The following is a 12642-nucleotide window of genomic DNA, read 5'->3' on the forward strand; positions in this document are numbered from 1 at the left end:
GGTAGTTCTTGAAGCGTATTGAAAACTTCGCTGCCGTTCAGCGCCACGTGCCAGGCAGGAGCGAAGCAAGAGCACCTCAGAAAACCTATCTTCGAACAGGGAAGAAAATGAAAGCAATCATCACGGGTATCACAGGACAAGACGGCGCCTACCTGGCAGAACTTCTGCTGGAAAAAGGCTATACCGTCTACGGCACGTTTCGTCGCACCAGTTCAGTCAATTTCTGGCGTATCGAAGAGTTGGGCATCGACAAGCACCCCAACCTGCATCTTGTTGAGTATGACCTGACCGACTTGTCTTCCAGCATACGGTTGCTTGAGAACACCGGCGCAACCGAGGTCTACAACCTCGCCGCCCAGAGCTTCGTAGGGGTTTCCTTCGAGCAGCCGTTGACCACTCTGGACATCACCGGTGCGGGCGCCGTGAACCTGCTGGAAGCCATCAGGATCGTCAATCCTAAGATCCGCTTCTACCAAGCCTCGACCTCGGAAATGTTCGGCAAGGTGCAGGCCATCCCGCAAGCCGAAACCACACCGTTCTATCCCCGCAGCCCTTATGGCGTTGCCAAGCTCTATGCGCACTGGATGACGATCAACTACCGCGAGTCATACGGGATATTCGGCTGCAGCGGCATCCTGTTCAATCATGAATCCCCCCTGCGCGGACGCGAGTTCGTGACTCGGAAAATTACCGATTCGGTGGCCAAGATCAAACTGGGCCAACTCGACGTGCTGGAGCTCGGCAACATCGATGCGAAGCGTGATTGGGGCTTCGCCAAGGAATATGTCGAAGGCATGTGGCGCATGCTGCAGGCGGACGAGCCCGATGTTTTCGTGCTTGCAACCAACCGTACCGAAACCGTGCGTGATTTCGTGACACTGGCATTCAAGGCGGTTGATGTCGAGCTCCATTGGGAAGGCTCCGGCGAACAGGAGCGAGCCACCGACGCGGCAACCGGCAAGGTCGTTGTACAGGTCAATCCGAAGTTTTATCGCCCGGCAGAAGTCGACCTTCTGATCGGCGATCCGAAAAAGGCCAAGGACGTGCTGGGCTGGGAGCCTAAAACGACACTCGAGCAACTCTGCCGCATGATGATTGACGCCGATATGCGCCGCAACCAGCAGGGCTTTTCGTTCTAGGGCCTTCGACCGGCGCTCCTCGCTCCTGATCAGGCATCCGGCATCCGACTGAGAGCTGGTTACCCAGCTGTGTAACCAGGCAGGATAGCCAGCCGATACCTTGATCCGGAGCGGCCTGCTGGTGGTCCCTGCGGTTGGGGCCGGCTCTGCTGGCACACCCCGAGCCAGCGTTGACGTTATGGCACCGATCGTCCCAATGGAGCCGTTGACGCTAACCGTAACGCTACATGCCACGCCTGTACCAAGGCTTTGCATCGCCGTAGAAACTGGAATTTCATCCTATCGGGAAGATCATGCGTAAAGTGCTGATTACCGGAGCCACCGGTTTTACCGGCCGCTACATGGCAGAAGAACTCGCAGCCTGCGGCTACGAGGTTCATGGCCTCAGCTATCGCCAACCCGTCGGCGAACTGCCTGCGGCTATTTCAGCCGTTCATTGCTGTGCACTGAACAATGCAGAGCGGCTACGAACCTTGCTGACGGAAATACGCCCAACCTATGTCGTGCACTTGGCAGCGGTCTCGTTCGTCGCACACAGCGATGCAGATGCAATCTACACAGCCAACCTGCTCGGCACTCGCCATCTGCTGGAAGCGTTACGTAGCACCACTGCCACCGAGCTCGAAGGCGTGCTGCTAGCCAGCAGTGCAAACGTCTATGGAAACGCTACCGAAGGTGCCCTGGATGAGTCGTCACCCTTTGCTCCGGCCAATGATTACGCTGTGAGCAAAGCTGCCATGGAATTCCTCGCGAGGCTGTACCAGGATCGTTTACCGCTGATCGTCAGCCGCCCGTTCAACTACACGGGCGTTGGACAGGCAGAGCAATTTCTCATTCCGAAGATCGTCACGCACACGCGCCGTCGGGCCGCGGTCATCGAGCTCGGCAATCTGGATATCGCCCGCGATTTCTGCGATGTGCGTCAGGTTGCCCAAGCCTATCGGCGCTTGCTCGAAACACCGGCTGCGATTGGCCAAACGGTCAATATCTGTTCTGGATCAGCCTATACGCTCAAGTATGTACTCGAGCAGGCAGCGGCCATCTCCGGTCACCGCATGGAGGTCCGCGTCAATCCAGCGTTCGTGCGCAGCGCGGATGTGAAGAATCTGTTCGGCAGCCGAGCCAAACTGGACTCGTTGATTGGCGACATGGCCCGAATCGAATTGAAGGAGACGCTGCGCTGGATGATCGAGCACCCCGCCGCGGAGAGCGTGACCTAATCAGGTTTACCGGCACCGAGGTGGCGGATCTCGGTTTATGGCGGCACGCGCCGCTAATTGCACTAAACAGTGAGTTGAAAGTGCCGCGCTCGGCCGCCTGCTGTGCTTAGCGGACCCAAGTAACCGTATCTGGCCGGTCGACAACCTGTCCAAAACCATGACTCGCTTGTTTTTGATTCTGTTTTGCCGGGAGATGGCAGCGTTGCAGCCCCGCCTCATTTATGCGCATCCGTCGTGAACCGCAGAGAAACGTAACGGTCTATGGCTACTGTGAGCAACGCAACGTCTGGTTCCTATTCGAGGAAGACGCTACCCCAAGGTTGAGCGGAACCTATTGAGCGGCTCGTCCAGCACCGATCTCACACCGAATCTGAAGGTATACCTCTCAGAGCTTGCAGTAGCGACATCAGGAACAGCAGAGATTGGACGCGTTTGCTGCACCGCCGAAAGCGCTTCGGCGATTGTCGATAAACGAGTCCGTGTCCGCTCGCTCCTTCAGCCAAAGGTGAATTGCGCTGTTTCACTTCGTAAAAACAACTATTCCGTCAAGGATGAAGAAACCATGAAACCACTATTTGCTCTCGCTTTCTCTTCCGTGCTGGTGTTGCAGGGATGCGTCTACTCTCCTGGTCAGTACCTGGACCCCGATCAGTTCAAGGACGGCGCAGAAACGGAAGACGACACTGTCCAGCTGATGCGCATTACTCCTGAAATGCTCAAGGGCGAAGTGTCCTCCGACCAAGGCACCTCCAGCAAGCAAGAGCTACTGAGCTTCAAGCCCGAGGCTTACCGCATCGGCGCCAACGACCTTCTTTACATCACCGTCTGGGACCATCCTGAACTGACTGCTCCTTCAGGCCCGCAACAACAGCTCGATGCCAACGGGCGCCTGGTTCGTCCCGATGGCACTCTGTTCTACCCCTACATCGGGAACATTCAAGCAGCAGGCAAGACGATCGAGCAACTTCGCTCCGACATTTCCAAAAGGCTGGCCAATTACATCGACAGCCCTCAAGTCGACGTCAGCCTGCTGCGTTTCGGTAGCCAGCGCGTCGTGCTCTCCGGCGCATTCAATACGGCTGGCGCGGTCGAAGTGACTACCGCTCCGATGACCATCATGCAGGCTATTGGTCAGGCCGGAGTCGATACCGATACGGCGGATCTGTCCGGCCTGTTGCTCAAGCGTGACGGCCGTGAGTACATGCTCGACCTCGACGATCTGAACCGTCCGGACTCCTGGCTGCACCAGGTGTATCTGAAAGACGGCGACCAGCTCCACCTGCCGTACAACGATCAGAAGAAGGTCTACGTTCTGGGCGAGGTGGTGAATCCGCAAGCCATGATATTCAAGGCAACCAGTCTCAACTTGATGGATGCTATCGGCACCGCGGGCGGCATCCGTCAGGAAACCGCCGATGGCGAAGCGGTTTACGTTATTCGTGGCGCAGAGAATATCGCCACTGAAAAAGCTACAGTGTTCCAGCTGAATGCCAAATCCCCTGCGGCTTTCGCGCTGGCTCAACACTTCCCACTGCAACCGCAGGACATCGTGTTCGTTGGACCGGCTGGCATCACGCGCTGGAACCGCTTCATCAGCCAGTTGTTGCCGTCAGCAACCGTCGTTGGTACCGGTGCTGCATTCAACCGGTAACAGCAATGATCCTCGGGTCGGGATCGGCCTGATCAAAACCGCAGTCAGCCACAGAGCGACTGCGGTGTTTTATGGTTCGGACCGTCAACACAGGTCCAATCGCAGCTCATTACTCGGTTGGAATCGTAGGATCATCTTCGAACATATCAATGTCGTCATCGCTGATCTGCGCTTCATCAGGATCGGACATCGGTGCATCGTTGATGCTGGCACCGTCTGGATCACCCGGAAGGGGCTCGTCGCTGCTCGGATCATTTGCGGCTAACAGCCGGCCATAATTGATCTGCCTATCCAACAACATTCCATCTTGCATGATGCACCTCGCTACAGGCCGCCAGTGACCTAGAGTTTCGAGCCATAGAAGCGCGGATAGTGCGTATCCGCCAGTCGCCGCCGGTTACTGTGCAACTTTCTCAAGGTCTGGCGCAGCGCAGCAACTGATCAGGCTCGCATGTAGCACCGTCAGGCATAAAAAAGCCCCCTTTGATCGAGGACGCTTTTTTTTGCAGATTTGCTCGATGATAAGCGGTAACTCCCCGACGCTCTTCTCTTGCGCTGCGCCTTGCGGAGATGATTTCTGTGATTGGACGACACAGGGGCCTGCACATGGTGACGCAACGCCAGGACAGCATCGACCAGCTCGCACAGGGGACGCAGCGGGTGCTCGTTCGGGATGCGCTGCTCCAGTGTCGTATGACTGAACAGCTCGTTTTGTTTGAGGTGCGATCCACGCATAGGCTTGGGCTGGTTCGGTAGCAGAGGATGGCCGCCATTTTGCCAGAGCCACGCGGGCTCTGAGTTCTTTCAACGGCCTGCTAAGCGCTCGCGCTCCTGATAAACTTGTCAGCCTTTTTTTCGAGCCGACTGGTCGAGCAACCACTCCGGTCGGCATGCAACGCGCTCTGCTAGCCGCTATTTCGCCACAGCCAACCGGCATGAACCTGTTGAAGCAGCTCGAGCGCGTCCGAAACACTCAGCCGGAAAGCCACATGAACCCTCGCTACACGCCCGTCAACTCGCGCCGATTCTCCGTTGCGCCAATGATGGATTGGACTGACAGGCACTGTCGGTATTTTCTGCGCCAGCTTTCCAGGCACGCCCTGCTTTATACCGAGATGGTCACCACCGGCGCACTGATCAATGGCGATGCCGATCGCTTCCTCCGTCATGATGAAGCGGAGCATCCGTTGGCGCTACAGCTTGGCGGCAGCGTGCCCGGTGATCTCGCCATTTGCGCAAAGATGGCCGAAGCGGCTGGTTATGACGAGGTGAATCTCAACGTCGGATGCCCCAGCGACCGCGTGCAGAACAACCTGATCGGCGCGTGCCTGATGGGCTACCCGGCACTGGTCGCCGATTGCGTGAAAGCGATGCGAGATGCGGTGGATATCGACGTAACAGTCAAGCATCGCATCGGTATCAACGGACGCGACAGCTATACCGAACTTTGTGATTTCGTTGGACAGGTCCGAGAGGCAGGCTGCCGCAGTTTTACCGTCCATGCCCGTATTGCGATTCTGGAAGGACTCTCACCGAAGGAGAATCGGGAGGTTCCGCCCCTTCGCTATGACGTTGCACAGCAATTGAAGCGCGACTTTCCGGACCTGGAAATCATCCTCAACGGCGGCATCAAGACGCTGGACCAATGTGCAGCCCACCTTGAGCAGTTCGATGGCGTGATGCTCGGACGCGAGGCTTATCACAATCCTTACCTGCTAGCGCAGGTTGATGCCAGGCTGTTTGCCTGCAAAGAGCCGATTATCACCCGCGCCGATGCACTGCGCCGGATGCGCCCTTACATTCAGAATCATCTTGATAGCGGCGGCTCGATGCATCACGTTACCCGTCATGTTCTAGGCCTGGGCCAGGGTTTTCCAGGAGCTAGACGTTATCGCCAGTTGCTATCGGTCGACATCCACAAAACCAGGCAACCACTGGCGCTGCTCGATCAAGCGACCGCACTGCTCGAAGGACACTGATTCAGTCGCCGGGAACACACGACCGCATTTTTGATCCAACAGCTGCCCCACCCGGACCATCCGATCCAAATGGCGCGATGGCCACGGATTCAAGTTACGTCAACCAAAGGATAGAGCGCCCATATGCCGTCCAAGCTGGAACAACTCAAGCAATTCACCACCGTGGTTGCCGACACCGGCGACCTCGACGCCATCGCCCGCCTCCAACCGGTTGATGCGACCACCAACCCATCGCTTCTGCTCAAAGCCGCCGCCCTGCCCCGCTACGCCAATCACCTGCGAGCGGCCATGTCCAACTGCAAGGGCGACATCGGCCTGGGCTGCGATCTGTTCGCCGTCGCGGTGGGTCAAGAAGTGCTCAAGTTGATCCCCGGTCGGATCTCCACGGAAGTCGACGCGAGGCTTTCCTTCGATTTACAGGCCATGGTTCAGCGCGGCGAACGCCTGATCGGCCTGTACGAGCAGGCCGGTGTATCCCGCGACCGCGTATTGATCAAACTGGCCTCGACCTGGGAGGGCATTCGTGCCGCTGAGCAGCTGGAAAAGTCAGGGATCCAGACCAACCTGACGCTGTTGTTCTCCTTCACCCAGGCAGTCGCCTGTGCCGAGGCCGGCGTGTTTCTGATCTCGCCTTTCGTCGGTCGCATCTATGACTGGTACAAAAAGTCCGAAGGTCGTGACTACGTCGGGGACGAAGATCCAGGCGTACAGTCGGTCAGCCGGATTTACGACTACTACAAGGCACATAGTTATGAGACCGTCGTGATGGGCGCCAGCTTTCGCAACGCGGGGCAGATCGAAGCCCTTGCCGGCTGTGATCGGCTGACCATCAGCCCCGAGCTGTTGAGCCAGTTGGCGCAGGAGCAAGGCATTCTGGAGCGCAAGCTGTCACCAGGCCGCAGCTCCGAGCCACGCATTACGCTGGATGAACGCAGCTTCCGCTGGGGATTGAACGAGGACCCAATGGCGACCGAGAAGCTGGCCGAGGGAATTCGGCAGTTCGCGAGGGATCAGGAAAAGCTCGAAGCGCTCCTTCCAACGAAGCTGTAGTTCAGGACCGCTCCAACGCCGTCACGAGGTCGCGAAAAGCCTCGCGGTTGGATTCGTTGAGGCTCATCAGTATCCGGTGCGCCTCAAGTACCTTGTCTTTTACGACTTCCTCAGACTGATCCTGGCTTGGCAGGTCGGCCAGTTGTTCAGACGACGGCAGCGGTTGGTCGACAATGTTGAAGACCTGATCGAAGCCCATCGATTGCAGAATACGCGTAATGTCCGCGTGGGTGGTGACCAGTGTCGGCAGCATGCCGATCTTCTGCCGCGAAAGTATCGAAAGTTTGGCCAGCAGGCCCAGCGTCGTGCTGTCGATGCTACGGCTTTCGGTGAGATCGATAATGATCGATGAGAAATTGCGTGACGAAAAGATCTTCTCGATCGTTGCGTCCAGCGCCGAGCAAAGCGTCAGGCGGATCTCACCGACGAACTTAAGAACGAATGTACCGTTCTGCTCAGCAAACTGGATTTTCCCAGTGCTCATGCAAGGTTCCTGCTCAGTACCAACAACGCGATGTCATCGGGCATATCCTCCAGAGCGGCTAGGCCCAGCACTCGCTGTAGCCCGCCCAGCGTGCCGCCTGCTTCGCATATCAACCCGGGTAGCCCAGCCTCCTTGTCTTTGAGGGTATCGCCCGGCAAAAGGTCCAAAATGCCATCGGAAAGCAGCGTCAGGCTGAAAGATTCAGGCAACTCTATCTCGTAATTATCGTAGGTCGCTTCGACGAACAAACCGACCGGTAGACCTTTCCCTTGGAGATACCTGGCGGCGCCGTCGGCGTATATCACCGGCATCGGAAGGTGGCCGCCGATACTGTAATGCAGCAGGTTGCGTTCCTGATCGATCACGCCGCCCAGCATCGTGACGTGCTTGCCGAGCTTGCAATTGATCAGCCCCTGATTGATGTGGTCAAGCACCGCGGACGGCTTGAACGCGCGCAGCGCTCTGCCCCGTCGGGATTCGTAGAGCAGGCGCGTGGTCATGAATTTCAACAGGACCGTGACGAATGCAGAGGAGGCGCCATGGCCAGACACATCCGCCAGATAGAAGCCGATACGGTGCTCATCGACGCGAAAATAATCGACGAAATCACCTGAAAGGTAGAGCGAGGGGATGATCTGATGGGCGAACTGAAATTCGTCGAGGTTGCAGGGCGTGACCGGCAGCATGTTCATCTGCACCTGGCGGCCGGCATCTTGATCTTCCTGCAACAGATGCAAGCTCGCCTGCAGGTCCCGGTTAGCCGCTTCCAGCTGCTCGCGATAGCGCCTGTTCTCCAGACGCAAGCGCGAACGATCGAGCGCTCTACGGACCGAGTGTTCGAGCATCGCCAGATCTTCGAGGGGCTTGATCAAATAATCAGCTGCGCCCAATCGCAGGGCCTCGACGGCATCGCTCATCACACCTGCACCTGAGACCACGATGACCGGAAGGTCAGCCTGGCGCTCACTGATCAGCCGGATCAGCTCAAGACCATCCATCTGCGGCATGCGCAGATCGCAAATCACCAGGTCAGGGTGTTCCGCGTCGAACAGTTCCACTCCGCGCGGTCCGTTAGGTGCCTGCAAGACCTTGAAACCGCTGTCGTCCAGATAGGCAGCCAGGCTGGCCCGTACCACATCGTCGTCATCTATGATCAGCAGCGTCGCGCTTGGGTTGTGCATGTTCCTTCCAGGCGGTATCGCCAGGATGATTGGCGAAAGCATCGGCCCTGCGCACGCGCCGGGCATGGGATCTTTTCAAGGCGCAGACGGTACTCCCATACGATCCGTGTTTCAAGCCAGGCGCGGTGCCTCCGCCTGTCCTTTACAGGCAGAATTGACGGGCGTTATAAGAACCGACGAGACAAGAACTCAGAGGACGAAACAATGACCCAGCGAGATCGAGACTACAGTGAAAAACGCGACTTCATCCGCATGAATATCGAGACCGCAATCACCCTGACGCAGGGTGACCAGCACTACCAGGCAACCTGCCTGGACCTTTCCAGCACGGGGATGCAGGTGGTCGCAGCGACCCACTTGCAGCTGGGTGACAGAGTTCATGTGCACATCCCTTCGGAGCACAGCGAACTGAAGGGCCTGGAGGCTGAAACAGAAGTGGTGCGGGTCGGCATGCAGGGGGATGGACGGCAAACTCTAGGCCTGGCCATCCTTTCGATGAGCTGAGTATTGTTTGACGCGAACGCCTTGGCATGACCGTGGCGTGACGAGGGCGGACAGACCGCACTGGCCGAGCCAATGCGGTCCGGGCGACGGTTAGAAGTCGTCTTCGACCTGACCATCCTGCGTGCGGAATTCGCGATTCTGCAGGTACGCGTTGCGCACGAAGATATACCTGTCGCCAGTGATCATTTTTTCTGCCGAAAGCAGGCCGGCACGCAGGTCAACAACGTTCACCGCTCGCGTCACATTGCGGGTCGGTACATGGTCCATGTACGGATATGGCTGCAGTAACGAATCTGGCACGCGCCCTGCCGCATCGCGCACACTGCTCGGCCCCAGCAGTGGCAACACCACATACGGCCCACTGCCCAGCCCCCAGGCGCCCAGCGTCTGTCCGAAGTCCTCATCATTCTTCTGCAAGCCCATACGGGTCGCGACGTCGAAGAAACCCAGTACGCCGAAGGTGCTGTTGAACAGGATGCGGCTGGTATCGATCCCTGCGTCACGGACCTTGCCCTGCAGCAGGTCATTGGTCAGCACCACGACGTCGCCCAGATTGCTGAATATGTTGCCAATGCCATCCTCGAGGACGTTTGGCGTGATCTTCTGATAGCCCTGCGCAAGCGGCTTGAGCGTATAGATATCGACCTTGTCATTGAAGGTAAAGATCGCCCGGTTGACACCTTCCCAAGGATCCTCCTCGGCTGCCTGCACCGATGAAGCGCCGAATATCCCCAGCACGACGACGAAGGCAACAGTGAAGCTCTCTACCCAATCCTTGCTGATCAATCGCATCGCAGGCCTCTCCTTATATTCGTATGCGGGTGGCTGCCCATCAAAGCGCAGCAGTATAAATCTAATCACACCGCTCCCGCGAGCAGGCAGACATGCCCCAAAATCCGCGGTCGCCATTGGCGCAGGGGCCAAACCGGGCCTGAGAGGCCCGCAAGCGGTCAGGGCAAGGCTGGGTTTGCGCCGAGGCCGAGCCCTTTCCCTGCTTCGACGAACGGTTGTCCTCTACGGGCGCAAAACGCCAATCGTCAGGCAGACGACCCTGCCGCGACCGCCTGGACTGGACTCCGACTGTGTTCCTTCCGGCGGCGTCCAAGGTGTGCCGCTCCTGGCCGTTTCCCAACTGCGTTCCCGCACCGCCTGGTACAAGGCCCGCATCGGCTCGCTGCTCTTCAGAATCCGTTGGCCGGCATGGCGTACAATCCGTCCCGCCACCTGATAGAGCCGCCACCGCAGGGTCTGGACCTGGTACCGGTGCCACTCGGGAGAAAGCGCGCTGCGCTTGAAGCGGATAAAAAGGTTATAGGCCAGCACCCGGATGCGGAAGAACAGCCCTACTCCCGCCCCCTGGATCAGGGCCAGAAAACGGACCGACTGGTCAGGTTTTGCTCTTGCTACGTTGTTTCACTGCCAGCAGCGCCATCTCGTCATAGATCGCCTGGGGGTTCTGCTGCTTGATTTTCCAAGCTGCCCGGCCTTCGTCATGCGGCAGGATCATAAACACCCCTTCGGCGACCTGACGGTAGATGTAATCGGCAATGTCGGCAGCGGAAATAGGCGACGCTTCGAGCAGCTTGCTGATCTGCGCTTTCATGTTGGGCCTCGGCCCACGAAAGGAATCCATCAGATTGGTCTGGAAGAACGACGGACAGACCACATGAACCCCGACTTTCTGCTGCTTCAGCTCCACCAGCAGGCTTTCGGACAACGCCACTACGCCGGCCTTGGCCACGTTGTAGTTGCTCATTCCCGGCGCTTGCATCAGAGCCGCCATGGATGCGATGTTGATGATCTTGCCCTGGCTCTTCTGCAGCAATGGCAGGAACGCCTTGCAGCCCTTGACCACGCCCATCAGGTTGATCGCGATCTGCCAGTCCCAGTCTTCCAGTGACAGTTCTTCGAAAAAGCCACCCGAAGCGACGCCAGCATTATTGACCACTAGATCGATGCCGCCAAAATTGCTCTCGCAAGCCTGTGCCAGCGCCGTCAGCTGACTGTAGTCGCGCACATCACAGCGTTGAGTGAAACCCTCGCCGCCCGCATCACGGACCCTCTTCAGGGTTTCAGCCAGGCCGGCCTCGTTGACATCCGACAATGCCAGCTGCCACCCCTCGTGCGCCCAGCGCAACGCAATTTCGCGACCCAGGCCGGAACCGGCCCCCGTGACCATCATCCGAGTTTGCATTGTTTGTAACCTTTTGTTCGTGGAGTTGCCACGAGTCTAGCGAAAGCCGCTGCCGGCTCCGGCCTCTATCGAAATGCTGAATGACTGGCATGCCTCGCACCCGATTGACCGGCCTCTGAGCCACCCATAAACGGGCGATGGTGCATAAAAAAGCAGCCTTCGAAGGCTGCTTTTTTCGGGTGAGCTGTAAGGTCAGTGTGCGACCGCACCACTCGAGCCCAGACCGGTCTGCGAACGGATGAATTGCGGGAAGAAACGTGCGCGCTCTTCGGCAGCCGCTTTCGACTTGTCGGTAACCGAGAAGAACCATAGACCGGCGAACGACGCGATCATGGCGAACAGTGCCGGGTACTTGTACGGGAAGATGGCCTTCTCGAAGTGCAGCACATCGACCCATACCGTCGGACTGAGAATGGTCAGCAGCAACGCCGTGCCCAGGCCCATCGCGCCACCGATCAGCGCACCGCGGGTGGTCAGGTTTTTCCAGACATCGAAAGAAACAGAATCGGGAAGTTGCAGCTCGCGGCAACCGAGAACGCCAGCCCCACCATGAACGCACTATCCTGGTTCTCGAAGGCCACACCAAGCAGGATGGCCAGCACGCCCAGGGCCAGCGTGGTGCGCCTGGTCACCTTCATCTCGTCCTCTTCCTTGGCCTTGCCCTTCATGATCACGCAGGCATAGAGGTCATGGGCGACAGCGGAAGCACCCGCCAGCGCCAGGCCTGAAACCACCGCGAGGATGGTGGCAAAGGCCACCGCGGCGATGAAGCCCAGGAACAGATTGCCGCCGACTGCCGAAGCCAGATGGATGGCGACCATGTTGGTGCCGCCGACGATGGTGCCCGCGGCGTCCTTGAAGCTCGGGTTGGTGCTGACCAGCAGGATCGCGCCGAAACCGATAATGAACGTCAGGATATAGAAGTAGCCGATGAAGCCGGTCGCATAAAACACGCTCTTGCGCGCTTCTTTGGCGTCGGCAACGGTGAAGAAGCGCATCAGGATGTGCGGCAGGCCAGCCGTGCCGAACATCAATGCCAGGCCCAGCGAGATCGCCGAAATCGGGTCGGAAACCAGGCCGCCCGGGCTCATGATCGCCTGATGGCTCGGATGCAGCGCCACCGCCTCGGAGAACAGACGACTGAAATCGAAGCCGACGTTGTACATGACCATGACCGCCATGAAGGTTGCGCCAGACAGCAGCAGCACAGCCTTGATGATCGAACACTGCGATTTCCTAC

Annotated in this window: 11 protein-coding genes and 2 pseudogenes; 6 read left to right on the forward strand and 7 right to left on the reverse strand. The window is 58.2% G+C overall.

Annotated elements, in window-relative coordinates:
* Window positions 1-107 precede the first annotated feature (107 nt).
* The 3 genes from gmd (at window position 108) to NA637_RS02745 (ending at window position 4010) form a co-directional block, all read left to right on the forward strand.
* Window positions 108-1139, forward strand: coding sequence for a GDP-mannose 4,6-dehydratase (gmd, locus tag NA637_RS02735; protein ID WP_256070947.1), 1032 nt, complete (start codon window positions 108-110; stop codon window positions 1137-1139).
* A gap of 293 nt (window positions 1140-1432) precedes the next feature.
* On the forward strand, window positions 1433-2359 hold the full coding sequence (locus NA637_RS02740) for a GDP-mannose 4,6-dehydratase (RefSeq protein ID WP_256070935.1): 927 nt from the start codon (window positions 1433-1435) through the stop codon (window positions 2357-2359).
* Window positions 2360-2921: 562 nt separating this feature from the next.
* Complete coding sequence (locus NA637_RS02745) at window positions 2922-4010, forward strand: polysaccharide biosynthesis/export family protein (RefSeq protein ID WP_256070948.1); 1089 nt, start codon at window positions 2922-2924, stop codon at window positions 4008-4010.
* Window positions 4011-4119: 109 nt separating this feature from the next.
* Here the strand turns inward: NA637_RS02745 and NA637_RS02750 are convergent, their stop codons facing one another.
* On the reverse strand, window positions 4120-4323 hold the full coding sequence (locus NA637_RS02750) for a hypothetical protein (RefSeq protein WP_256070936.1): 204 nt from the start codon (window positions 4321-4323) through the stop codon (window positions 4120-4122).
* Between the two features lie 305 nt (window positions 4324-4628).
* A pseudogene (locus NA637_RS02755) lies at window positions 4629-4745 on the reverse strand (IS5/IS1182 family transposase); the annotation flags it as partial.
* Window positions 4746-4999: 254 nt separating this feature from the next.
* Between NA637_RS02755 and dusA the strand changes: the two are divergent.
* A complete protein-coding gene (dusA, locus tag NA637_RS02760) occupies window positions 5000-5989 on the forward strand; it encodes a tRNA dihydrouridine(20/20a) synthase DusA (protein WP_256070937.1) in 990 nt (329 codons plus the stop codon).
* A gap of 123 nt (window positions 5990-6112) precedes the next feature.
* A complete protein-coding gene (gene tal, locus NA637_RS02765; protein WP_256070938.1) occupies window positions 6113-7039 on the forward strand; it encodes a transaldolase in 927 nt (308 codons plus the stop codon).
* A 1-nt stretch (window position 7040) separates the two neighbouring features.
* Here tal and rssC read toward each other — a convergent pair whose 3' ends face one another.
* Together rssC and rssB are read right to left on the reverse strand one after the other, a co-directional pair.
* Window positions 7041-7523: an anti-sigma factor antagonist RssC gene (gene rssC, locus NA637_RS02770; RefSeq protein WP_256070939.1), complete on the reverse strand. Its 483-nt coding sequence runs from the start codon at window positions 7521-7523 to the stop codon at window positions 7041-7043.
* A complete protein-coding gene (gene rssB, locus NA637_RS02775; RefSeq protein ID WP_256070940.1) occupies window positions 7520-8704 on the reverse strand; it encodes a two-component system response regulator RssB in 1185 nt (394 codons plus the stop codon). Before rssB ends, rssC begins: the two co-directional genes overlap by 4 nt.
* A 204-nt stretch (window positions 8705-8908) precedes the next feature.
* Here rssB and NA637_RS02780 point away from each other — a divergent pair, with 204 nt between their 5' ends.
* Entirely contained in the window at window positions 8909-9208 is a 300-nt protein-coding gene (locus NA637_RS02780; protein WP_256070941.1) for a PilZ domain-containing protein, read from the forward strand.
* A 90-nt stretch (window positions 9209-9298) separates the two neighbouring features.
* Here NA637_RS02780 and NA637_RS02785 read toward each other — a convergent pair whose 3' ends face one another.
* The 3 genes and pseudogenes from NA637_RS02785 to NA637_RS02795 all read right to left on the reverse strand — a co-directional run.
* Window positions 9299-10000 (reverse strand): MlaA family lipoprotein, encoded by a 702-nt coding sequence (locus tag NA637_RS02785; RefSeq protein WP_256070942.1) that lies wholly within the window; start codon window positions 9998-10000, stop codon window positions 9299-9301.
* Window positions 10001-10595: 595 nt separating this feature from the next.
* A complete protein-coding gene (locus NA637_RS02790) occupies window positions 10596-11402 on the reverse strand; it encodes an SDR family oxidoreductase (protein WP_256070943.1) in 807 nt (268 codons plus the stop codon).
* Between the two features lie 192 nt (window positions 11403-11594).
* Window positions 11595-12642: pseudogene (locus NA637_RS02795) on the reverse strand (sodium:solute symporter family transporter); the annotation flags it as partial.

It is taken from the genome of Stutzerimonas stutzeri, assembly GCF_024448935.1.
Lineage (GTDB): Bacteria > Pseudomonadota > Gammaproteobacteria > Pseudomonadales > Pseudomonadaceae > Stutzerimonas > Stutzerimonas stutzeri_AO.